The organism is Paenibacillus enshidis (assembly GCF_042136365.1).
GTDB classification, from domain to species: domain Bacteria; phylum Bacillota; class Bacilli; order Paenibacillales; family Paenibacillaceae; genus Paenibacillus; species Paenibacillus enshidis.
Window position 1 is genome coordinate 14,012 of record NZ_JBHHMI010000038.1, and the last position, 22,462, is coordinate 36,473.

A 22,462-nucleotide genomic window follows, 5' to 3' on the forward strand; every position below is an offset into this window, starting at 1 on the left:
TGAAAGAAGTAATCAAAGAGAGCGCCGAAACTGGCGCTCTCTTTGATTATGATCGACTCCATACGCTATCAGCGGGGCAGTGCCTTTAGCCGGAAGGTTAAGCTGGCGAAGTCGCCTTTCAGATCAGAGACGACAAGTCCGATGCTCATTAAACGGTCTCCGCCAAAGCTTTCACCGCCGAATGCAAGGCGGAAGGGGGAACCGTCGGCTTCCACCAAGCTGTTATTCGTCACCCCGGTTTCAATCTTGTATTTGAGCTGCGGGTCAAGTCCTTTGAGCGATAACCGCCGGATCGGACCGTTCGGCTCAGCCAGTACGCGGAAGTATGCGACAAACGCTTCCGACCGGTCCTCGCTGACGAACATCCAGGCCGTATCGCCCCGGCCTTCGAACGGGCTGAGGAGCCGGTACATATCCCCTTGCTGCACAAGGGAACGGATTTCCTTGTACTGGGCAATTTGTTTGGCAGCGAGTTCTTTTTCTTCCTTCGTAAACTTGGTTAGGTCAAGCTCGTAGCCAAAGTTGCCGCTCATCGCCACATCGCCGCGAATAGCAAGCGAGGTCATTCGTCCCACCTGGTGGTTCGGGACGTTCGAGACGTGAGCTCCCATGGTGCTGGCCGGATAGACGATGCTGGTTCCGTATTGGATCGCTAATCTTTCGATGGCATCGGTATCATCGCTGGTCCAGGTTTGCGGCATATAATATAGCATTCCCGGATCAAATCGTCCGCCGCCTCCGGAACAGCTTTCGAACAGGATGTCCGGGAAGCGGGAGGTGAGACGGTTCATCAGATCGTACAGCCCGAGCATGTAACGGTGTGCGGTTTCCTTTTGCCGCGCGGCTGGAGCTGCTGCCGAGGCGATCTCCGTCATATTCCGGTTCATGTCCCATTTGACGTAAGTAATCGGAGCGGAAGAGAATACAGCGCTTAGCGTATCGTATAAATAATCGCATACTTCCTGGCGGGAGAGATCGAGCACGAGCTGGGACCGTGCCTCTGTCCGCCGCCGGCCATCGGCATGCAGACACCAATCAGGATGCTTACGGTACAGCTCGCTGTCCGGTGATATCATCTCCGGCTCTACCCAAAGGCCAAATTGCAGACCCTGTTCGTTCACCCGTTTGGCCAGGTCGGCCAGGCCGCCAGGCAGCTTGCGGCGGTCCTCAAACCAGTCCCCAAGCGAGCTATCGTCTTTATCGCGCTTTCCGAACCAGCCGTCGTCAAGTACAAAGAGCTCGATACCGAGGGGACCTGCTTCCTTGGCAATCGCTTCGATTTTATCTGCGTCAAAATTGAAATACGTGGCTTCCCAATTGTTCACCAGGATCGGACGCACTTTATCACGATAGACGCCCCGGCACAGGCGGGTACGGTAGAGCCGGTGATAGGTGCGCGACATGCCGCCGATGCCTTCTCCGGAATAGACCATGACAGCTTCAGGGGTTTGAAAGGATTGGCCTGGTTCCAGCTGCCAGGAGAAGTCAAAGGGATTGATGCCAATGCTTACGCGGGTTTGGCTGAACTGCTCCACTTCCGCCTGCGCGATAAAGCTGCCGCTGTAAACGAGACTGAAGCCATACACATCACCATGATCCTCGGTTGCATCAGGACGAAGCAGGGCAAGAAAGGGATTCATCTGGTGACCGCTTGATCCCCGCCTGCTTTCCAGCCGAATAGCACCTGGGCCGAGCTCACGGCGCTGGATATGCCGTTCCCGCACCCAGGCTCCGGACAGATAGAGGGCCTCGTAATTGGAATCGGCAAAATCGACAGAGGCGCTCATGGCCTGCTCAAGCGTCATGGCAGCGTTTCCTTTATTCTCAATCAAGGCCGATCGGGCAATAACGCTGTGATTCGCAAAAACGGTATAGAGGAGTGTAACTTGCAGGCCCGAATATTTGTCCGCAAGGGTCAGAAAAAGGGTCGCCGCTTCATCATCCGCTTCGGTATAGACGGCAGGCAGTCCTTCGAGCTTGGGTTTCCCCGATACAATCCGGTATCCGGTATATTTCAACTCTGTAATCCGGGTACCGTCCGCGAGTGTCAACTGATAAGCAGGCTGCCGGAAGTCGCTTGTTCCATACTGGGGGTACTCCTGGGGCAGCGTATCCAGGGAAATCGAGTGGTCGGAAGAAACCGGGTTTGGAGAGAAGGAGCAGCGCTCCCTGAGCTCCAGTATACTGGCCAGACTGCTGTCATGATGAAGCCGGGCTCCCCAATAGACATGCGCGGGATAGCCTTCGACGAGTTGGAGAATATAGCTGGAATCCTTGGACTGCAGGTGGAACAAGCCAAGTGTTTCGTCTACGTGAATGTTCATGGAAATTCACTCCTTTAGGGGTTCATTGAATAGATTTACTGAGTTACCGGTTTAGCTGCTACACGAGCTTTCCCGTATGACCAGCTTGGTTCCGATGACGCTGTGAGCAGGCGATTCACGACCCTCAAAACGTTCGGCCAGCAGTTGAACGGCAGCCTTGCCCATCTGTTCGGGATAGGCCCGCACTGTGGTCAGCGGAGGCTGTACGAAGGCGGCCATCTCAATGTCGTCGAAGCCCACGATAGCCATATCCTCCGGCACCTTGACTCCATGTCCATGAAGGGCGCGCAGGGCGCCGATAGCGAGCGGATCGCTGGCCGCGAAACATGCTGTCGGACGTTCTTGTCCAGCCAAAAGCTCGTTCATCATCCGGTATCCGTCAGCCGTGCTCCAGGCTCCCGTACGGACGAATTGAGGATGATATAGCCCCCGTTCCCGCAAGAACCGTTCAAAATAATGTGCCCGCCGCTCTCCTTCGCCCTCACCGCCGATAAATCCGATCCGGCGGTGGCCCAGGTCAAGTAAATGTCCGAGCGCCTGCTCTACAGCCTGCCGGAAATGGAGCCGTACCGAATCATACTCTAATGGTTCCCGGTATTGGTCTACCAGAACAATGGTATTTTTGTCGGGATGCAGCTTGACGGCCTCTTCGGGATCAACGCCGCCCACAACGATCAATCCATCCGTCTTTTGCAGGGCAACGAGGGAGGAGCGGCCCCGCAGGGTCTGCCCCAGCGTCAGGCCAAGCTCTTCACAACGCAGCTCGATGCCTCTACGGATTGAGGCATAATACGGATCGTCCCGTTCCTCTTCGATCGAACACCATAGGAGGAGAGAGACCGTTTTTCCGGCACGTTCCGTGTTTTGTTTTAACTGCCTTAGCCTGGACGGCTTATATCCAAGCTGCTCGGCAACTGCAAAAATCCGGCTTTTCGTGTCTGGGCTAACGGCTAGGGACAGGTCATTGTTCAGAACCCGCGAAACGGTTGCGGCAGACACCCCCGCTTCACGGGCAATGTCTTTAATGGTTGCCAATGGAGACACACCTTTTTAGTTAATATTTTTACTAAAATAGAACTGAATTCATCCTAGCATACCCCTCTGGCAGTTTCAAGATAGGTATGGTTATTCTTCTGAGAATGTACATCGATAGACGTTTTTGTTATACTTTTCTCATCATTTGTGACTGGGGGTTTTACCGTGGCAATACTAAATTGCTCATTCACTAGGGAGTCCTCATGCAAAGCCTGATTTAGGGCGATACTTTGCATGGGGCGCGATAGGATAGAAGATTGATTTTATCGCCCAGGCTTAATCGTTTCTTATAGCAGGCTTTGCACCTTATGATCTTTAATGAAAAATAAGGGGCTGAAGAGCTATGAGTAAACCATTTATTAAAAATCATCAATATAACGTCATTAAGAAACAAACAGAATTCATTCAGAACACTTTGCGAAACGTGGCGGATCGGAGTGTCCTGAGCACGGTAAGGTATAGCGCCTTAACGAATATTGTTGAAGCATTTCCTGACCTGACGGAGGATCAGCAGCAGATGCTGGAACAAATATCGGCCTTCGAGACGGCATACGATTTCCAAAGATATCTTGGCGAATTGGAATCATACCTGGAGTCATATCCGCCGATTACGCCGATCAACAAGAAAGGGTACTGCCTGTTTTGTAATCGGCATCATGAGCTTGCATTCTTCCTGGTCAAGACCAAGCCTGCCATCCCTTCACCGGATAATTATGCTGCCATTGGTCAATACGTATGCATGGATAATCAGGTATGCAATCAGAGTATTACGGTTACAGGGTCACTGGAGAAGTTCATTCTCTCCGTTCGAAAATAAAGGTTTTAACTCAAAAAAATGGGGTCGTTCCAAAAGCCATTGAACATGGCCTAGGGGTTGCCCCTTTTTTCTATTGTTCTCTTTCTTTAATGAAATACGTGGTTATTCAGAGGTGGAATTATTCCAAGATTACGGTTTCGTTTGAATCATTCCAGCTGGTAATCTTATATTTAAACTATGATACAGAAAATTACAGTTCATGGTCAGGGAAATTTAAACTGTTCGCAAATGATATGGGAAGGAACACGGCTACGGCGACATTCATAAACGGCTCGAAATCGGTCCTGTTGGACTTGCTTGCGCAGAGGACGCAAGCCGTCACCGAATGCGTGCGGTCTCCCTAAGCTGGTCGTGCAGTACAAATGGGTAAAGGCGAGCAAGGCCCATAGGTGAATAAAGGCTGTGGGCGAACGAACCTGATATCTTGGACTGGAGGAAAAAGATCTCAATCGGACATCGTTTAGCATAGTAAGCTGAAATGGTTTCCGTCTCCAACGAAACGTCGGTGCACAGGAAGGGGGGGCGAACGCTTGCTCCGGACAGCACAGCAGAACAACAGCGTTGTCGATCTCGTTCAAGGCCCCTTCGTACCGGTACGTCCAGTAGAAAGAGCCATTCATGGTCACGGGACGAACGTCTTCCTTGCTGATGTATGTGGCGAAGTCTTGAACGGAGATACGGATGCCCTGCGGGTAAATGATTCGATTGGTCTTCAAGGCTCCAATCAAATGATAGCCCGCAGTTGTATAGCTGTCGATGACACGAGGACAGGTAAACCAGGAATCGACCAGCACGTACCCGCCATGGGGCGGAAGCGGCAGGATGGCCGCCATGTCGCAGACGCGATCGATTTTCGTATAGATCGTGCCGTCGGGAGGGTCTTGGTTTTGTCGTAGAGATCGAATGGATGAGCGATAAGTCCGCGCATCCCACGGCAGTAGCTTGCATCTGGTGGTCCCACACGACCTTGCCGAGTAGATGCGAATGATGAAAACTGGTGAAATCAATCGGAGCCTGGGCCTGTGACGAAGGCTTGGTCTTCTAAGCGACCGTATCATCATGAATGACGAAAAGTGGCTCCGACGTTCGTTCGGACGCTTGCACCACTTGGCGAAGGGATTTGGTCTTCACTTTCATCTGCAGCACGCATTCGTCCCATTTGTCTTCGACCTAAAAATGGCCGAGCGTCGTCCGGTGGCAATCGCTGTATTCCGCCAGATCCACTACCTTTCCGCGAAATCCTTTCGCTGTCGCAGCCACCATGTACGTCTCGATATGTCCAACTACCGGCTTTGAGAAATACAACGCGTGATCGGGTACGATGGCGGTATGAGACATAGCGAATTCTCCTTTGGTAAATGGGGTTGTGGTGACTACTTTTTACCACAAGGAGCGCGCTTTGCTTCTATTCTTTTTGTTTTTACAATTTATTGGGAGCGAACTTGCTCATTTTATAGCTAGCAATATAGTAATTACTAAAAAACAAGGACATTTCACCTAATTCCATAGTATATTATTCCTGAAAAGGGAAATTAAATCGAAAATGGTAATGACAATGAGCTGAAAATAGTTTATTATCATATATGGTAATTATTACACTACAAGGAGTGAAGTAAATGAAAGTTAAAGTTAAAGGAAAGGTAGTTGGCATCTTATTAACTGCTCTGTTGTCTTTCGGTTCGGTAGCCTCGGTTTCGGCATCATCTAGTCCTGAACCATCAATAGCCCTTGATTCAACGGTTCCGGAAGGATACCGGGTTGTCAAAGAATATGATCCTATGGACGAAAGTACGAAAGTAGACATGCAAGTAGAGGGAGAGAGCCTGCTAGCCGAAACTAAAACTCTTCAAAATTCCTCCGAATCTATTCCTGCTTTGGATGATACTGAAATTCTGAAAAATGAAACGCATCTTTATCGAGAGTTGCAGAATATTGAAACGGGTGATGTTGTACCTCAATACATCACCGAAATGGTTGTTGCAGCTGATCCCTTTTTATACTCAGGGTCTAACCAAAATTCCGACAAGTCCCTTAAATTGACTATCACTTTGTATTATCATCAAACCACAAAAAACTCTTTGGCTTATTTAGGTTTAGATAAAGCTTATTGGCGCTATGACAAAGGTAGCTCGCCTAACAGTAACATTACTCCGTATTTAACTCATACAGCAGAATTGCTTCAAATAGGGCCTGGTATTAATGATCATGGCCAGGTTCAGAGAAAAAATGTTTCACCACTTGCTGGTGATCTTTCCTTCGGTAAAACCTATCTTGCAGAAGTTCCTTCTAGTTGGATAGAGGTTCTTGACCAAGGATTGGCAACGGAGGTTGGACTTAGGGTAAATGCTAAATTTTTGAATCAATCAACTGGTAAAATTATTTCATATGGTTGGTCCTTAACAATTAAAGGGAAGAGCCCATTGTAAATTAATTCATGCTTATTTATAAATTATCAAAATATGCTGAAATGAAAAGAGAGGTCCAGGAGGGCCTCTCTTTTCATTTGGCGTGATTGTTTGAAATGCAACTGCTGTAACTTTCAAGTTAAGTTGGCCCCATGATTCTTTTGAAAGAAGAAGATGTCATCCGAATATTAAAAGAGCTGAACTACGAAGATACAGCACGTAAATTTACGCATTAGAGCGTGTCTGAAAACTAACCTCAATGGAGCTATTTCAGCAAAATCATAGCAGAAGCTAAATAGGCAAAGCTCAAAAAGCTACGAGCAAGTTTATCATATCGAGTGGCGATCCCACGGAATGGTTTGAGTTTATTGGAAAAAAATCCCACGACGTGACGTTCCTTATATCGATGGAAATCACATTCCCATGGATCTGCAGCATTGGACTTTGGAGGAATGCAAAACGTCGCTTCCTGGGATGTCATGTGATCTCGAATCGCTTGGGTTCCGTAGGCTTTATCGGCTAAAACAACGCTTCCAGACAGCGTTACACCCGAAAGAACATCAACGGCCACCGAACAGTCATTTCGATTTCCCGCCGTTAAAACCAAGTGAATCGGATTACCCAGAGCATCCACTATGGCGTGGATTTTGGTGTTGCGTCCGCCCCGAGAAAGTCCGATTTCTTGACCGGTTTCGGCATGTTCAGCCCTTTTTTTGCCCCTGCCGCATGCTGGTGAACTTTGCAGGAAGTGCTGTCCATCGAAATTTCCTAAGTCAGCATCGCTGGACAGCGACTCAAACACCTTTTGAAAAGCATCCTTTTTGCTCCACAAACGAAAGCGGGAATATACCGTTTTCCAAGGACCAAAACATGAAGGTAAATCGCGCCAAGGTGCACCTGTTTTCACTTTCCACAACATTCCATTCAGCATGATTCGATTAGGTTTAGAAGGTCTGCCTTCACCTGTGTTTTCGGGCGGTAATACATCTTTGATACGCTCCCAGTCTTGATCCTTGATTTCATGGCGTCTTAGCATCATTTCACACGTTCCTTCATGATTTCATCTTGGTAAAATTATGCTACAGCTTCGCTTTTGAAGCAATGGCTAGTTTTCAGACACGCCCTAATCTAGCTTCATCATAAAAATAAGTACCGGCTTGCCCAGCTATTTGTCCCAAGTCCAAATTTGACGGTGTATAGCGGACACTTCCTTTATAATATACAGTATTTAGTTGAGCTGATGTATTCTTTTTCTCAGATGTGGCCATTGGTGCCCATATATATTGAGTTCCATTCCAGTGATAGATCTCCACCGCTTTTCTGAAGATGACGGAAATGAAATCGCTTACATATGGATGCGCAACACGACGCACTCCTGAAGCATCTGTCTTGATTTGATCGGCATCTTATCGTTGGTAGCATCTCTTAATACTTTCTCGACCATTAATTTGAATTGGTTATCCAGAAAGCGATATAGGCAAGGAGACTGAACAGTTAGCTATAACTGATGATTCAGTCTCTTTTAATTTTAGGAAAAAAAGGTCCAAGCCGTTTTAATGCAGAGAAATAATATAAAGAGACTTCAAATTCGAGGTTAATTGAATGTAACTGAGGTGAGGCTACTACAATGCCTATTCAGAACAGAATAGTTAACGGGGGATTTGAATCAGGAACGCTGTTTCCTTGGATAACGATGAATGCAGTTGTTACAAGCCAATTCTCACATTCGGGAACGTTTTCGGCCAGATTGCAAGGTGGTCCAGTTACCTCTTATCTGGCACAATTTGTTCCAGCAAATCCAGGAGAGAGTTTTGAGTTTCTTGGTTCTTTTTCAAAAATAGGAGCTGCCCCAGCGGCAGCTATAACTATACAGGTGTTTTATTTTGATAATTTATTTAATCTGCTAGGTATGGGGTCATTTGATAATGCCTTGGTGGATCGGATCCCTACTGTAGATACTCGCACATGGCTTGAAATTTATCAAACGACGAGCGTGGCCCCGATAGGTACCACGCAAGCATTTATTTTGATTAATAATCTCCCGCAGGAAGGAACTGCGGATATTTTAGTAGATGATGTTGCTCTATTAACTGTACTGGGCGGAACAGGTTCAACCGGGCCAACTGGACCTACGGGCGCGGCCGGGCCAACCGGAGCCACTGGAGCCACGGGAGTAACAGGTGAAACGGGAACCGCCGGAGAGACTGGTGCGATAGGAGCAACAGGAGCAACAGGCGAAACAGGGACTACCGGAGCGACCGGAGCCACGGGAGCGACAGGTGAAACAGGAGCCATCGGAGCGACAGGCGAAACGGGAGCCACTGGTGCGACCGGAGCCACGGGAGCGACAGGCGAAACAGGAGCAACGGGAGCGACAGGAGAAACAGGCACCACCGGAGCAATGGGTGAAACAGGAGCTACCGGAGCAACGGGCGAAACAGGAGCAACGGGAGCGACAGGCGAAACAGGGGTCACCGGAGCAACGGGTGAAACGGGAGCAACGGGTGAAACAGGGGCTACCGGAGCTACAGGAGCTACAGGAGCTACAGGAGCGACAGGCGAAACGGGAAGCACCGGAGCGACAGGCGAAACAGGGGCCACCGGAGCGACAGGTGGCACAGGAGCTACCGGGGCAACAGGCGAAACAGGAGCCACCGGAGCCACGGGAGCAAGAGCAACAGGAGCAACAGGAGCAACAGGAGCAACGGGAGCCACGGGAGCAACAGGAGCCACCGGAGCCACGGGATCAACAGGAGCAACAGGAGCAACAGGACCGACTGGGCTACTCTCACAATTTCAGGTTTCAGAGAATACGCCAAATACAACAGGAAGCTCAGCAATTCCGGTGGGGGCCGCCCCTACCATATTAAAAACTATAACCATAACCGACGTTCCCGCTGGAAGCAGGATTTGGTTAACTGGAATAGTTGGCTGGCGATCTGCAGCAGGTGATACAGTTTTCCAATTACAAGTTCTTCGTGGGGCAATCGTGATTTTTAGTACTAATCAATCAGTGCTCGTGAATAATAGTTTTCAAACTACGAGTGCCAACCATGTTGATTTAACCCCGGGAACTGGAAGTGTTACGTATTCTTTAACAGCACTGACCCTTAGCGGTTCAGCTAGCGCCATTGGGGCAATAACATTTACCGGAGCTTTGTTATAGAACTTTTATAGTCCTATTGCGACCGAGTTTTTATTCCTTCGAAAACAAACCGATAACTGAAATTAAACAGTTGTCGGTTTGTTTTATTATTCTCTGTCTAAGGCCAGACAAGGGCGTGGCTAAATCTACTTCTGCACTGCCCGTTCCTTCCCTTTATCCGCTTCCCCGGCATTCCGCTTGGCCGCTTCGCGATCCAGCTTCATTTCCTCAACCGTCTTGACCTTCAGGCGGGCTGCGCCTTCGTACGCGCGCACTGGAATAAGCCCGCCTGCAGCCAGCCGCGCCTTGGCTGCGGCAATCGCCTCCGTATACTGGGGCAGCCAAGCCTCCTGGGCGACCAGCATCTCATCGACAAGCTGCCAGATTTCCTTCGGATTGCAGACGGCTCCGACCAGCGGGTCCATCATGAACGCCTGGCGCAGCAGGTTGTCGTCGCCATGGATGGCTGCTTCCACCGCCAGCCGCTGCACAGAGATGCTGGCATTGCAGACGGCTGCCGGCCCAAGCGGCAGCTCGCCGACGACCGGCATCGAGATGCCGTTGCCGTCTACATAACCCGGCGCTTCAATAATCGCATCATCCGGCAGATTGGAGATGATGCCACGGTTCACTGTGTTGAAATGTCCGCGGTAGACTCGCCCGATCTCCAACCCTTCAATAATGTAGGACCCATGCTCCTGTCCTCTGCGCCCCGACTTATATTCCAGCGCCGGTTCCTTCATCCAGTTCGGGAAATCGGTCTCGAACCAGTTCCGACCCTCTGTGCATACTCGGAGATAACCGCCTGTTTCCCCGTTAATCCAGGAGCCCAGATCGATCCATTCCTTGATCTCATCGGGACGCTTGCGGTACCATGGCACATATTCACTTAAATGCCCGTTCGATTCTGTGCTGTAATAGCCGAAGCGGCGCAGCATATCGATCCGCACCTTCTCGGTGCGCGCATAATCAGGGTGGTTCTCGAACGCTTCCAGCAGCCCTGCGGTCAAATCCTTGCTTTTATGGCGAATCTGAATGTACCAGGTCTGGTGGTTGATGCCGGCGCAGATAATATCGACTTCTTCCTTCTTGAGGCCATAGACGTTGGCGATCTGTTCATGCCCGTGCTGCACGCCATGACAGAGCCCGATCGTCCGCACCCCGCCGTATTTGTTGCATGCCCAGGTCAGCATCGCCATCGGATTGGCGTAATTGAGCAGCAGTACATCGGGATGAGCCAGCTCGCGGATGTCCTTGCAGATGTCCATCATGACGGCAATCCCGCGCTGGCCGTACATGATCCCGCCTGCACACAGTGTATCCCCTACACATTGATCGATTCCGTACTTTAACGGAATATCCACATCGGTGGCAAAAGCCTCCAGTCCTCCGACCCGGATCGTGCACAGCACATATTTGGCATCCTGGAGCGCCTCTCTGCGGTCCATTGTCGACTGAATGCGGATGTTCAGGCCGTTTTCCTCAATATCCCGCTGGCACAGCTCTGTCACCATCCGCAAATTATGCTCATTGATGTCCGTGAAGGCGATACTCACATTACGGAATTCCGGAACCGTCAGCAAGTCCCGCAGTAAGGCGCGTGTAAACCCGATGCTGCCTGCACCTACAAAAGTCACTTTAAAAGACATGTTTCTTCCCTCCAATAGGTTGGATGTTCGCTCTTATTGTAGCAGCGGCCGGGAGGGAAGCGTTATCAAATTCATGACTTGTTTGCATGCAAAGTGTTAACAATCGTCACCTCGCTGCTCATGGGCGAAGCGGACCGCCTCCGCCGATTGCCGATAATCGGACGGGGTCATGCCGGTTGCGCTTTTGAACAGCTTGTGCAGATAAGGGCGGCTGTGCACTCCCACATAGTCCGCGATCTCTGCGACCGGAATATCGGTCACGCGCAGTAGCATCTTTGCCTTCTCCATCCGGAAGCCGGTCAGGTACGCCATCATCGACTGTCCGATCTTCTGCTTGAAGATCCGCTGTACATAACCTGGATGCAGGTTGACCGCTTCGGCCACCTGTTTGATCTGAATGGGTCGATCATAATTCTGATGCAGAAAGTCCAGGCACTGCCTTACATATTGATTCTGCATATCGCCGTTCTGACTCTCGAGTTCATGGTACAGCCTCGCAATCCGCAGCAGCAGTCCGGTGAGCTGCACCTGCACCAGCATCTCCGAGTGTTCCTTGCGGTCAAGCTCCAGCACGAGGCTCTTCAACGCATGATATACTTCATGCGGCTCTCTTAACAGCAGATAGGGCTGCGGACAGTCCAGCAAGGACGCTATTTGCACGTCCGCCGCCGCCAGCTCCGCAGCGGAGAGATAAGGTCCTGCAAGCTCTTCAAAACGGAATTCCACGTTCAGCATCCGGCACGATTGCTCCACCAGCAGCCGATGCGGGATATGCGCGTCCAAAATGATGAATTCCCCTTTTTTGAGCACCGCCCTGTGCGTCTCCCCGCCATAGACCAGCTCCACCGCGCAGTTCCCGGCGATGGCATACATAATCTCTGTCGACGGGTGGGTGTGCAGCGCCATCTTGTATTCGTTCCATTCCTTAAAATAATAGGCGGTAATGACCGGACGGCTCCCGCCCGATCCCGCCTTGAATCTGAACAGCCCCTGCGGCTTCATAGAGTTCCTCCTCGGAGACAGAACTGGTTTGGAATTTTTATATGATTATCGTACATTTCCATATAAAATAACAGTGCTGAGGAGGCACGCTCGTATTCGGATGCCGAAGCGGGCACAAGGATGCGACAGGACAGTGTTATATGCGGCCTTTGCCAGGTCCTATCGCCGATTTGTTTCTTGATTATCCTTTCGGTCTGACGACTAATGCAGCGAGAAACGAGAAAATAATCGCAGATGAGATGCCGGCGCTGGTCACCTTGAAGATGCCGCTGACAACACCGATCCAGCCGACTGTCTGCAGCTCAGTGATTGCACCGTGAACGAGGGCGTTGCCAAAGCTGGTAATGGGAACTGAAGCGCCCGCTCCGGCAAACTCAATGAGCGGATCATACAACCCGAGTCCGTCCGCAATTGCTCCCAATACGACCAGGAGAGCCATGGTGTGCGCGGGGTCCAGCTTAAACACATCAAAGCAGATTTGTCCCAGTACGCAGATTGCTCCACCTACTAAAAAAGCCCATACAAAGATCATGATGATGCACCTCCTGCTTCAATGGAAACGGCATGCGCAATGCAGGGGATGGATTCCCCCTGCTGGAAACTGATCGGGGAGAGCAAAGCTCCCGTTGCGACCACCAGAATACGCTTCAGTTCTCCTTTGCGCATTCGCTTCAACAGATGACCATAGGTAACGACCGCTGAGCAGCCGCAGCCGCTGGCCCCGGATTGTACCATTTGCTTTTCATAGTCGTAAATCATCATGCCGCAGTCCGAATATTTGGTCTGCTCCATAGGGATATTATGCTTTCGAAGCAGCTCAGAGGCGATCTCGTAGCCGACCTTGGCCAAATCACCCGTTACAATCAGATCGTAATGGCCCGGCTCCACGCCCAGATCACGGAAATGGGCTTCAATCGTATCGACAGCGGCCGGTGCCATGGCCGCCCCCATATTAAACGGGTCTGTAATTCCCATATCAATGACACGTCCGATGGTGGCAGAGGTTACAACAGGTCCTTTACCCTCGGAGGATACCAGCGCAGCCCCCGCACCGGTTACCGTGTATTGGGCTGTCGGCGGTTTCTGCGAACCGTATTCGGTCGGATAGCGGAACTGCTTTTCTGCGCTGGAATTGTGGCTGCATGTGCCGGCAAGCGCATACTTGGCCGATCCGGAGTTGACGAGCATGGAAGCAAGCGCCAGACTCTCCATCGAGGTGGAGCAAGCACCAAATACGCCGAGAAATGGAATCGACAATGTGCGTGCCGCAAAGCTACTGCTGATCAACTGGGCCATAAGATCGCCGCCGATATAAAACTGGACCTGTTCCTTCGTAAGTCCGCCTGATTCAATCGCCAGCTTGGCCGCCTCTTCAATCAGCGTCCGTTCTGCTTTTTCCCAGCTGTCCTGCCCCAGCGTAGAGTCGCCGTGCACAATATCAAAATCTTCAGCTAGCGGTCCTCTGCCTTCGAACGGGCCTACAACGGCCGCCGTTGACCGGATGACCGGCCTGTTTTCAAATAACCAGCTTTGATGCCCTTTTAGCATCTTATGATCCCCCTCCGCCTTTGAAAAGTAAGGTCAGAATGCCGACAACAAAAGCAGCTACCGTTCCGTACACAATGACGGGTCCGGCAAGCTTGAACATTTTGCCTCCGACACCGAGCACATAACCTTCACTTTGATGTTCGATAGCTGCGGATGCCATGGAGTTCGCAAAACCGGTCACGGGTACTGCTGAACCGGCTCCCGCCCATTGGGCAATTTTATCGTATACGCCGAGACTGGTTAGAATGACCGAAATAATGATTAATGTGGCGACTGTTGGATCACCGGCGCTCTTTTTATCAAAGCCGCCCCAATGAATGAACATTTCCTGGATGGCCTGGCCGATAATGCAAATGGTACCCCCGACAAGAAACGCCCGCAAGCAGTTGAGGAGGACCGGACGCGGCGGTTCCTTTTGCTGGGCAAGCTTCTGGTACTCCTGCTGTGTGGGAGTCATATTTTTCTTTTTGTTGTTTGACAAGGCAAGTTCCTCCGTTTCTGCGATAGACTGCAATAGATTGAGATTTAGCGGCTGAGCAGCGGTTTCACGTCTTTAATGACGATTTCCAGTTGTTTCGAGCATTGTTCGTACAGCTTCTTGCCGCTCTGGTCTTTGGTGGATAAAGAGAACATTTCCAGATCTGCTTCGCATTTTTTGAGCGTGGCAAGCAGCAGAGCTTTCTCCTGGGGCTGCGGGACCATCAACTGATCATCAAACAAATCAATATAGAGCTGACCGTAAGAATCGACCTGCCCGAGAAACACGTTTTCCAGCGCAACCCCCTTTTTTTCCAGCTCCGTACTAAGCCAGCTCCTGTTCAAACCGATCGTTGCAAGAGGCTCGTCCAACATTTTCCCGTCCATGACCACCGTTTGCGGCTCCTGTTCAGGTGCTACCTTGATGCCGAGGTTTTTCGGGGTAAGCGGCGAGTTTTCTTTCGTGACCAGCACATTCAATTGTCCGCTTGGTTCCAAAACGGCGAACTCAACGTCCGCGGTTTTGAATACATTTTTGCTGCGCAGCAGCTCCAGCAGTTCGTCGGTTGTCATCCGTTCCTTTTTCAAATTATCCTCGAGTATTTTACCGTCTTTAATGACCACCTTGGCTACACCGTCCATAACGTCTCTAAACTTCTTGCTCTTCATCTGCATAAACTCGATGCCCAGAGACACAAGCACCCATACGCAAAGGGAGGTGACTCCCAAGTACCATGCGCCGTCAACTTCGAGCGGAATATAGGCGGCCAGGCTGCCGACAGTAATCCCGGTTATGTATTCGAACAAGGAGAGCTGGGACACCTGTCTTTTTCCGAGCAGCTTGGTCATAATGAAAAGAACGACTATAGCCAGCAAGGTACGCATAGCTACGACTAACCAATCCTGCATTGTACACCTTCTTTCTTCATATCATCAGGAAGAATTTTACAGAATTAAGGATTTCCATTCTCATATAATTTAAACATAGGACGTTCTGCAAGGAATCGGTAAGGATGTGACAGGTATGATTTTTGAAGAGGACGGTTACATTAACTTCGTTGCTTGCTAAGGAAATACTTAGCAAGCACAACCTGAAGAATGAGGGAGGTGAATCCGGTGACCGTAGCTTCTGACGTAAAAACTTGTGTAGCTTCGTTAAAAAGCGCACAGGCAAGTCTGGAACAGTTTGCCCTGTCAACGCAAAATCAGGAGGCGAAAACGCTGTTCACAAATGCGGCTCAGCAAACGCAGCAGATCGTTCAACAAGTGGAGCAAAGAGTTCAGCAGTTGGAGAATGAAGAGCCTCAATATAAAGGTTTTTGAAAAAGGATCAAGCTTACAAGCTGATAGAGGTGTCCCGACGATTTGAGGGACACCTCTTATTGTATTTACCGAATTTTATAATCCTTAGGCAAAGCGTCTTTGATCTGCTGCCATACCTCAGGGTCAACCATTAAATTGGGATCTATGGATTGGGCAGAGAACAAATCCCGGTAATGATTTGCCATCTTCGGTCTTATGACGCCATTCATATCCGGATCCGGAATCATGTATTGCTGGGGGAGTTTATCTACTAACTCTCTCCAGTCACCGAAATCGATGAACGGAACACCCGCAGGCGGGACAGGGTGCATGGCAGGCTGAATTAGCTGTACCGGCGGGACAAACGCCTCCGGCTGGTTCACAGGTCCATAGATCTGCAGCGGTGGGACAAACTCTTCCGGCTGGTACACAGCTTCATAGGTCTGAGACGGTGGGACAAACGCCTCCGGCTGGTATACAGGCTCGTAGGTCTGAATTGGCGGGACAAGCACCCCCGGCTGCTGCACAGGCTCGTAGGTCTGAATTGGCGGGACAAACACCCCCGGCTGCTGCACAGGTTCGTAGGTCTGAATCGGCGGCAGAGATGTTTCCGCCTGCTCCACAAGCACTTCTGCTTCCTCTACAGGAACCTCTGCCTGCTCGTCTTTTTTCCACCATTGCAGGTGCTCAAATACCTGCAGGCATTTTTTTTTAAATTGTGCCCATTGGCTGCGAAGGTTCATAGGCCTGAGAGCTCCTTTCGGCAATTACACTGGAATACACGTTCATTACCATGTCTGTCATTTTATCTAAAGACCAGTGAGTCATCGCCCATTGTTTGGCCTGGGAACCCAGCCGCTCGCGAAGAGGATCGTCTCCCAACAGCCTCTCCAGCATCTTGTACAGCTCTAGGGGGTTTTTGGGAGGTACCAATAATCCTGTTACGTTATGCTCCACCATTTCGGGAAGTCCCCCAACATCACTGGCAATGATAGCCTTGCCCGCGAGTTGTGCTTCGATGAGGGACAAAGGCTGATTCTCTATAATGCTCGGAATGACGTAAACATCCGCTTGCTTGAGCAGGCCGGGAATGTCATCCTGTTTGCCCATGAACACAATGTCTGTAGTTAGCTTCAAATATTTGGCCTGGAAACGAAGCTCGGTCATTTTATCTCCTTCTCCTACGATCCAGCAAACCCAATCATTGCGTCTTTTCTTTAACCAGTGGAGCGCCTCAATCAGATGCTGGACCCCTTTCAGCTCCACCAGACGACCGGAATAAATAATTACTTTTTTATCACTTGGACGCTGTACCTCTGATCTGCGCTCCAGCTTCTTAAGAAATGCATGGGTGTCAAAGCCGTAATGCAGTACCTGGAGCTTATCCGCGGGAACATGGAATCCTTCTGTCAAAGTCCGTTTCAACCATTGGTTCGCAACAATCGTACGATCTGCCGAGGTAGCTCCGAGATGCTCGAGCTGGTCGTAATATTCACGGGCCACATGAGAGGTAGGAGACTTATGAATGGTTTCAAGCTGCAGTCCGATTTCCTGGGCAACGCATCCATGGAGGGTGGCAACCAGGGCGGCCTTCTGTGGTCTAATCCGGTTGATGCTTGCCGTCGATATCACATCCTGTGTATGAATAATGTCGTATGAGTTCAATCCCAGGTAAGCGACAGACAACTCATACACATAACGGCGAAACTCGGTATATTGAATAAGGTGATTAATGTGAATTTCGGGATAAGCCGAATGATTGAGCATAGACTGAAGCAGGGGAAGCACTTTATCGCTGTAAAGCTTTCTATTTTGGTTTACGATATGCACAAAAGTGCCTTCTTCATCACCATAGCCGAGAAGATCCACCTCATGGCCTAAAACTTCGAGCCGTTCTTTTAACTGCTCCATATAGGACCATACGCCCCCCAGATGAGGAACATGCCAGTACGTCGCTAGCAAGATTTTCATGAATTCATCTCCCTTGCTGATATAAAGCCTCCATCCTCCAGCATCTGCCGAATTTCCTGTTTGGACATCAGATTTGCGGCTGAAACATATTTCTTCACTTGCTCAGACGGACAGGAGGCATAGGCATTTTTTAATTCCGGAAGTTCAAATTCCGGCAGTACGACAAAATAACGGTTGTTATAGATAGCGGCATGACGGCTTTCATATTCGGAGAGGAGGATTTCGGTCAATTTTTCACCCGGTCTCGTCCCGATATGCACGATCTTCGCATCCTTGATGCCGTATGTTTCAATCAATACTTCGGCCAAATCCGTGATCTTGCACGCATTCATCATCAGGACGAAAGTTTCCCCGCCTTTTCCTTCCTTCGCGGCCGTTAATACAAGCTCTGTGGCCGACTGAGTAGTCATAAAGAAACGGACCATTTCCCTGTCCGTAATTCCGATTTGACCGTTTTCCTTTAATTGAGTAATAAAGAGATGCAGTACACTGCCGCTGGAACCGAGAATATTGCCTCCTCTGACATTTACAAACCGGGTCTCGGTATAGAGGGTGTTTGCGTAAATAATCAGCTTTTCAGCAATGGCTTTGGTCATGCCGTAAAAATTGGCGGGATCGGACGCTTTGTCGGTAGAGATATTAATGACTTTCTTCACACCGTTTGCGGCTGCCGCATTAATCACGTTTTGTGTGCCAATGATGTTGGTTTTCAAAGCTTCGTTCGGCTGCTCTTCACATATATTGACATGCTTAAGCGCAGCCATATGAAACACGTAATCCACACCCTGGCATGCGCTAATCAATGCTTCAGGATCACGGATATCACCGATGCAAAAGCTCAATCTCGGGTCGTTAAATTTCAGGTTCATTTTCACCTGATTCGATTCATTTCGTGAATAAATAATGATTTTTTTCGGATTATGGAGCAGCAGTTGGGTTACGAGTTCCCGCCCCCATGAGCCGGTTCCCCCGGTCACCATGATGACTGAATTATTGAACATTCCTCTTCCCCCTAACGTATAATAACACTGTCTTATTTTGCATCATCTGATTAAAGCTTTGATGCTAAAATCAAATATAGGATATGGATGTCTATTACAAATTCTCGCTATAATGTATACCGTGGAGCAACTGTGCCCATAAGTGGTTGTTTCCGTACCATTTATCTCTATACGGGAATCGAACTGCACACACTTTTTCCAAAGGCCACCCTTCATCAACAATTCCCCTATAACCGGTATGATTGACAACAAGCACCCGGAAATCGTTGGTTACCAGTTCAGACAACACGTTCTGAAGCTCTGCCGCATCATTCAACTCTGCTTCCGTCCGGACAAAAAGAATTCGCTTGCTGGTGGCGCACTTATGAAGAAAACGTTGAATACGGCGATCAAATTTCGCTTTCACTTCGTGATAAGTGTTCAATTCGTTCAGAGTATTTCTAAAAATGTCAAAATCATGACTGGACACAACATGGTAGGCATCTTCGGACACAGCAATGTTGTCGTTGGCATCGCCGGCATACCCGATAACACGCAAATGAGATCCATCCATAAAATCATAAAAGCGGTACTTCAACAGACGATTTACATCGGATAATATGGGGGATCCCATCCAGTCAAGAACTCCCGCGTACGGTCTAAGGTTGTGTTGTCTCAGTTGAATGGAGGTCAGACAAAGATCACCCAAGCTGAAAATAGCATCGTAATTGCCTTTGATTTCTCTCAGCATCATTTTAGATATCCCCTTTAGTCAGTGTCCGGTCGCCTGAGCAGGCATACGTGTCCAACAAACCGGCATATCGATTGGTCTGCGGCTGTCATCACAGCGTTGTCCTCACTCTTCCGTTCCACAGGCATCTGTGCCGCATATCACCCAATCTCTCAGGTCTATGGGGTGATATCAGGCTATTTTGCCAACATGGTAACCTGACCGACCCGGCAATAGAGTTTAAGAGCCAGGAACCTGTATAACCCGGCTCCTTCGTACTGTAGCTTTCGTGTTCACTCTCCTTTTATTTTTTTGTATCCTATGAGAAATCGAGCATACTTGTACTAGTTATCTATCATGGAGCTTTAAGAAAGGGCGGTTGTTTGTAATGCTCTCAATGTCCAGACACGAATTTTTGAGAAATAACTGCTTCATTGATTGTGAAATATTTATGATTTAAAATTAGATGTGTAAACTGGAAGCAAACATATGCTTGACCAAAGATCAAAAATGAAGGGTAAATGATAATCTTGCATAACTACAGAACATTGTTTGAGAACAAAGCTTTCGGGATGGTCCAATATTCCGAACCATTAAAGAATCACACATATACCAAATTAGGAGGAGCAGCCGACGTTTTTGTCAGACCCTATACGGTTGATGAAATCCGATCTCTTGTCGAGATCACAAGTGCATATGATATTCCGTTAACGATTCTTGGTTATGGATCCAATGTTATCGTACGAGACGGGGGGATTCGCGGGGTAACCCTATCCCTTGCTCATTTTAATGAAATCAAGTTAGCAGGCGATGAAGTCATCACTGCACAAAGCGGAGCATCCTTAATTGAAGTTTCCAACACGGCTTTCCGCTATGAATTAACGGGGTTGGAGTTTGCCTGCGGCATTCCCGGCAGCATCGGCGGCGCCTTATATATGAATGCCGGCGCATATGGAGGACAGATTGCAGATGTTATAGCGAGCGTCACCGTTCTCACCCCAAACGGCAAGATTTTGGAACTGGAAAAAGAGCAGCTGCTGCTTGGTTACCGGAGCAGTATCTTTATGAAAGAAAATTATATTATTTTGGAAGCCAGGTTCAGGCTTAGACGAGGGGATGTCCGGGAAATTAAAAGTAAAATGGATGAATTGACCCTGGCCAGAACCTCCAAGCAGCCTTTGGAGTACCCGTCTTGTGGAAGTGTGTTCAAGCGGCCGCCAGGCTATTTTGCCGGAAGGCTGATTCAGGACTGTCAGCTTCAGGGGGTGCGCGTCGGAGGAGCTGAGGTATCCCGCAAGCATGCGGGTTTTATCGTGAATATTGATAACGCAACCTCTACGGATTATCTTTCTTTAATTGAACTGATCCAGCGAACGGTTCAAGAAAAGTTTAATGTCAGATTGGAAACAGAAGTCATCGTTCTGGGAGAATAATGTATTGGAACGAAAAATTATTAATTTTCATTTCCAGTTAATAACGGTTGTACTTACCTCCTATGGAATTTATAATGCGACGAAAGGAGGGAGTTATGCTTTTCTTTAAAAAATCATTGTTGTTTTTGATCATGGCGTGCTCGCTTGGCTTTTCCTTGATCCCTGATGTAGCGGAAGCTGCTCCGGTGCTGAAAACCGGCAGTACGAACGGGGATGTCTGGGATCTTCAGTACCGCTTGAAGACGCTCGGTTACTTTACGCAGAATTTGGACGGCCGCTACGGCAGCCACACGCAGAATGCTGTCCGCAAATTCCAGCGGGACTATGGCATCATCCCCGACGGTATTGCAGGCGAAGAGACCTGGAGGCAACTGAAAAGAAACAGTCTGAATATGAATGAAATGGACATTATGGCTAAAATTATATACAGTGAAGCGCGCGGTGAACCGTATCAAGGACAGGTTGCCGTCGGCGCGGTGGTCATGAACCGTATCCAGTCCCCCTTGTTCCCTGACACCATAGAGGGGGTTGTATTTCAGTCCGGCGCCTTTACGGCGGTGGCTGACGGACAATACTGGCTCGTTCCGAACCGTACCGCTTATTTGGCCGCATTGGACGTGGTGCGCGGCTGGGACCCAAGCGGCGGCTCCCTGTATTATTTTAATCCGAATACAGCCACAAGCGAATGGATCTGGACGCGTCCGCAAAACTTGAAAATCGGCAAGCATGTATTCGCCGATTAGGTTCACAACAAAGCAGGGTGCCCTCAAGCCTTTACGGCCGGGGGGACCCTGATTTTTCTTTGGATTATTCCGTTTCGCGGGAGCTTATCCGCAGGTCGGTTAAAGCGACAGGCAGCCATAGGAAGGAAAGCTGCGAACGATAGCGAAGTTGTAGGAATGTGCTAAAAAACTTCGGTAAAAAATTTCTTGTGATTGAGGTGCAGCATGTTTGTTAAATGGATAGAGTGCTCGGTACTAAAGAGTAAACTGCATCATTTTTCATCTGCACAAGAGAAATGGAGTTCTTTATCCAATGTTCAGGGTTGTGCTGGACAGCTCGGCGGGTGGGAGCATCGTAAAGAGATGAGCATTGCTCATATTTTTGGTTTCTGGACGGATGAATTGAGCTATCAGCAGTTTATGAATGGGTATCATGATGACATTTATGAACGAACCGGACAGAGCGGCACATTTGAAGGGATAAACATTGTTTCTGGTCATATGTCCGATGATGCGCTCTCTTCAATAATAAGTAAATCGGATCGGCTACGTTATATATCGGAAAACTCCGACTTGGCTTCTTTTGTTAAGCTTCAGCTGTTGGTCCAGGACTGTGTTCAATTTGAAAGCAAAATTATGTTGAAGGCGGGTCAGATGAAGGGGGTCCACCTGGATATAGAGCTGGAACCATCATGGACGGCGAAAAACAAAGCAGTATAGGGAATGGCCCGCAAATTTGTGGTTCATTTTTTGTATTCATTTTAACTCAACTTTCGCAGAGCCCAAATCCACTTAAACCTTTGTAGCTACTGGGTTCGAGGAATTCGAATCCCCTTCTAGTGCTTGACAGTCAAGCCGCCAGCCGATCGTGGCAAGACATGTGATACTCGCTTTTCAGGAGCCTTGCACGATTATCCCGTTG

General features: G+C 49.2%; 20 protein-coding genes and 1 pseudogene. 7 read left to right on the top strand and 14 right to left on the bottom strand.

Annotated elements, in window-relative coordinates; all coding sequences use genetic code 11:
- Positions 1-68: 68 nt before the first annotated feature.
- Both ACE41H_RS23500 and ACE41H_RS23505 read right to left on the bottom strand, forming a co-directional pair.
- Complete coding sequence (locus tag ACE41H_RS23500) at positions 69-2,324, bottom strand: alpha-galactosidase (protein ID WP_375357996.1); 2,256 nt, start codon at positions 2,322-2,324, stop codon at positions 69-71.
- A gap of 51 nt (positions 2,325-2,375) precedes the next feature.
- Positions 2,376-3,359 (bottom strand): LacI family DNA-binding transcriptional regulator, encoded by a 984-nt coding sequence (locus tag ACE41H_RS23505; protein ID WP_375357997.1) that lies wholly within the window; start codon positions 3,357-3,359, stop codon positions 2,376-2,378.
- 343 nt (positions 3,360-3,702) lie between these two features.
- Here ACE41H_RS23505 and ACE41H_RS23510 point away from each other — a divergent pair, with 343 nt between their 5' ends.
- Positions 3,703-4,176: an elongation factor G-binding protein gene (locus ACE41H_RS23510; protein WP_375357998.1), complete on the top strand. Its 474-nt coding sequence runs from the start codon at positions 3,703-3,705 to the stop codon at positions 4,174-4,176.
- Positions 4,177-4,379: 203 nt separating this feature from the next.
- Here the strand turns inward: ACE41H_RS23510 and ACE41H_RS23515 are convergent.
- Positions 4,380-5,514 (bottom strand): annotated as a pseudogene (locus ACE41H_RS23515) (IS701 family transposase).
- Between the two features lie 278 nt (positions 5,515-5,792).
- On the opposite strand from ACE41H_RS23515, the gene ACE41H_RS23520 reads away from it, so the two are divergent.
- Entirely contained in the window at positions 5,793-6,602 is an 810-nt protein-coding gene (locus ACE41H_RS23520; protein ID WP_375357999.1) for a hypothetical protein, read from the top strand.
- Between the two features lie 244 nt (positions 6,603-6,846).
- Here ACE41H_RS23520 and ACE41H_RS23525 read toward each other — a convergent pair whose 3' ends face one another.
- Entirely contained in the window at positions 6,847-7,620 is a 774-nt protein-coding gene (locus ACE41H_RS23525) for an IS5 family transposase (protein ID WP_375358000.1), read from the bottom strand.
- Between the two features lie 588 nt (positions 7,621-8,208).
- Here ACE41H_RS23525 and ACE41H_RS23530 point away from each other — a divergent pair.
- Positions 8,209-9,747 carry an NTTRR-F1 domain gene (locus tag ACE41H_RS23530; RefSeq protein ID WP_375358001.1) on the top strand — a complete coding sequence of 513 codons (1,539 nt, stop codon included), beginning with the start codon at positions 8,209-8,211 and terminating at the stop codon, positions 9,745-9,747.
- A gap of 125 nt (positions 9,748-9,872) precedes the next feature.
- Here ACE41H_RS23530 and ACE41H_RS23535 read toward each other — a convergent pair whose 3' ends face one another.
- The 6 genes from ACE41H_RS23535 to ACE41H_RS23560 form a co-directional block, all read right to left on the bottom strand.
- Positions 9,873-11,375 carry an alpha-glucosidase/alpha-galactosidase gene (locus tag ACE41H_RS23535; protein ID WP_375358002.1) on the bottom strand — a complete coding sequence of 501 codons (1,503 nt, stop codon included), beginning with the start codon at positions 11,373-11,375 and terminating at the stop codon, positions 9,873-9,875.
- A 96-nt stretch (positions 11,376-11,471) separates the two neighbouring features.
- Positions 11,472-12,377, bottom strand: a complete 906-nt coding sequence (locus ACE41H_RS23540; RefSeq protein WP_375358003.1) for an AraC family transcriptional regulator — start codon at positions 12,375-12,377, stop codon at positions 11,472-11,474.
- Positions 12,378-12,558: 181 nt separating this feature from the next.
- Positions 12,559-12,909 (bottom strand): stage V sporulation protein AE, encoded by a 351-nt coding sequence (spoVAE, locus tag ACE41H_RS23545; RefSeq protein ID WP_375358004.1) that lies wholly within the window; start codon positions 12,907-12,909, stop codon positions 12,559-12,561.
- Positions 12,906-13,925: a stage V sporulation protein AD gene (spoVAD, locus tag ACE41H_RS23550; RefSeq protein ID WP_375358005.1), complete on the bottom strand. Its 1,020-nt coding sequence runs from the start codon at positions 13,923-13,925 to the stop codon at positions 12,906-12,908. Before spoVAD ends, spoVAE begins: the two co-directional genes overlap by 4 nt.
- Before the next feature lies 1 nt (position 13,926).
- Positions 13,927-14,406 carry a stage V sporulation protein AC gene (gene spoVAC, locus ACE41H_RS23555; RefSeq protein ID WP_375358006.1) on the bottom strand — a complete coding sequence of 160 codons (480 nt, stop codon included), beginning with the start codon at positions 14,404-14,406 and terminating at the stop codon, positions 13,927-13,929.
- Positions 14,407-14,450: 44 nt separating this feature from the next.
- Positions 14,451-15,311 carry a DUF421 domain-containing protein gene (locus tag ACE41H_RS23560; RefSeq protein WP_375358007.1) on the bottom strand — a complete coding sequence of 287 codons (861 nt, stop codon included), beginning with the start codon at positions 15,309-15,311 and terminating at the stop codon, positions 14,451-14,453.
- A gap of 207 nt (positions 15,312-15,518) precedes the next feature.
- Here ACE41H_RS23560 and ACE41H_RS23565 point away from each other — a divergent pair, with 207 nt between their 5' ends.
- Positions 15,519-15,725 carry a DUF1657 domain-containing protein gene (locus ACE41H_RS23565; protein ID WP_375358008.1) on the top strand — a complete coding sequence of 69 codons (207 nt, stop codon included), beginning with the start codon at positions 15,519-15,521 and terminating at the stop codon, positions 15,723-15,725.
- 65 nt (positions 15,726-15,790) lie between these two features.
- Here ACE41H_RS23565 and ACE41H_RS23570 read toward each other — a convergent pair whose 3' ends face one another.
- The 4 genes from ACE41H_RS23570 to ACE41H_RS23585 form a co-directional block, all read right to left on the bottom strand.
- Complete coding sequence (locus ACE41H_RS23570) at positions 15,791-16,447, bottom strand: hypothetical protein (protein WP_375358009.1); 657 nt, start codon at positions 16,445-16,447, stop codon at positions 15,791-15,793.
- On the bottom strand, positions 16,416-17,675 hold the full coding sequence (locus ACE41H_RS23575) for a glycosyltransferase family 4 protein (protein WP_375358010.1): 1,260 nt from the start codon (positions 17,673-17,675) through the stop codon (positions 16,416-16,418). Before ACE41H_RS23575 ends, ACE41H_RS23570 begins: the two co-directional genes overlap by 32 nt.
- On the bottom strand, positions 17,672-18,676 hold the full coding sequence (locus ACE41H_RS23580; RefSeq protein WP_375358011.1) for a polysaccharide biosynthesis protein: 1,005 nt from the start codon (positions 18,674-18,676) through the stop codon (positions 17,672-17,674). Before ACE41H_RS23580 ends, ACE41H_RS23575 begins: the two co-directional genes overlap by 4 nt.
- A gap of 94 nt (positions 18,677-18,770) precedes the next feature.
- On the bottom strand, positions 18,771-19,409 hold the full coding sequence (locus ACE41H_RS23585; protein ID WP_375358013.1) for a DUF1796 family putative cysteine peptidase: 639 nt from the start codon (positions 19,407-19,409) through the stop codon (positions 18,771-18,773).
- A 497-nt stretch (positions 19,410-19,906) separates the two neighbouring features.
- Between ACE41H_RS23585 and murB the strand changes: the two genes are divergently transcribed.
- The 3 genes from murB to ACE41H_RS23600 all read left to right on the top strand — a co-directional run bounded on the left by murB (position 19,907) and on the right by ACE41H_RS23600 (position 22,260).
- Positions 19,907-20,818: a UDP-N-acetylmuramate dehydrogenase gene (murB, locus tag ACE41H_RS23590; protein WP_375358014.1), complete on the top strand. Its 912-nt coding sequence runs from the start codon at positions 19,907-19,909 to the stop codon at positions 20,816-20,818.
- A gap of 131 nt (positions 20,819-20,949) precedes the next feature.
- On the top strand, positions 20,950-21,561 hold the full coding sequence (gene sleB, locus ACE41H_RS23595; protein WP_375358016.1) for a spore cortex-lytic enzyme: 612 nt from the start codon (positions 20,950-20,952) through the stop codon (positions 21,559-21,561).
- 204 nt (positions 21,562-21,765) lie between these two features.
- A complete protein-coding gene (locus tag ACE41H_RS23600) occupies positions 21,766-22,260 on the top strand; it encodes a DUF4937 domain-containing protein (protein WP_375358015.1) in 495 nt (164 codons plus the stop codon).
- The last annotated feature ends 202 nt before the right edge of the window (positions 22,261-22,462 follow it).

Coding starts and splice junctions, on each gene's coding strand:
- ACE41H_RS23520 (WP_375357999.1), top strand. CDS start 5,793: ATGAAAGTTAAAGTTAAAGGAAAGGTAGTTGGCATCTTATTAACTGCT.
- sleB (WP_375358016.1), top strand. CDS start 20,950: ATGGCGTGCTCGCTTGGCTTTTCCTTGATCCCTGATGTAGCGGAAGCT.
- murB (WP_375358014.1), top strand. CDS start 19,907: ATGATAATCTTGCATAACTACAGAACATTGTTTGAGAACAAAGCTTTC.
- ACE41H_RS23600 (WP_375358015.1), top strand. CDS start 21,766: ATGTTTGTTAAATGGATAGAGTGCTCGGTACTAAAGAGTAAACTGCAT.
- ACE41H_RS23530 (WP_375358001.1), top strand. CDS start 8,209: ATGCCTATTCAGAACAGAATAGTTAACGGGGGATTTGAATCAGGAACG.
- ACE41H_RS23500 (WP_375357996.1), bottom strand. CDS start 2,324: ATGAACATTCACGTAGACGAAACACTTGGCTTGTTCCACCTGCAGTCC.
- ACE41H_RS23525 (WP_375358000.1), bottom strand. CDS start 7,620: ATGATGCTAAGACGCCATGAAATCAAGGATCAAGACTGGGAGCGTATC.
- ACE41H_RS23575 (WP_375358010.1), bottom strand. CDS start 17,675: ATGAAAATCTTGCTAGCGACGTACTGGCATGTTCCTCATCTGGGGGGC.
- ACE41H_RS23585 (WP_375358013.1), bottom strand. CDS start 19,409: ATGATGCTGAGAGAAATCAAAGGCAATTACGATGCTATTTTCAGCTTG.
- spoVAE (WP_375358004.1), bottom strand. CDS start 12,909: ATGATCTTTGTATGGGCTTTTTTAGTAGGTGGAGCAATCTGCGTACTG.
- ACE41H_RS23535 (WP_375358002.1), bottom strand. CDS start 11,375: ATGTCTTTTAAAGTGACTTTTGTAGGTGCAGGCAGCATCGGGTTTACA.
- ACE41H_RS23570 (WP_375358009.1), bottom strand. CDS start 16,447: ATGAACCTTCGCAGCCAATGGGCACAATTTAAAAAAAAATGCCTGCAG.
- ACE41H_RS23580 (WP_375358011.1), bottom strand. CDS start 18,676: ATGTTCAATAATTCAGTCATCATGGTGACCGGGGGAACCGGCTCATGG.
- ACE41H_RS23540 (WP_375358003.1), bottom strand. CDS start 12,377: ATGAAGCCGCAGGGGCTGTTCAGATTCAAGGCGGGATCGGGCGGGAGC.
- spoVAD (WP_375358005.1), bottom strand. CDS start 13,925: ATGCTAAAAGGGCATCAAAGCTGGTTATTTGAAAACAGGCCGGTCATC.
- ACE41H_RS23510 (WP_375357998.1), top strand. CDS start 3,703: ATGAGTAAACCATTTATTAAAAATCATCAATATAACGTCATTAAGAAA.
- ACE41H_RS23560 (WP_375358007.1), bottom strand. CDS start 15,311: ATGCAGGATTGGTTAGTCGTAGCTATGCGTACCTTGCTGGCTATAGTC.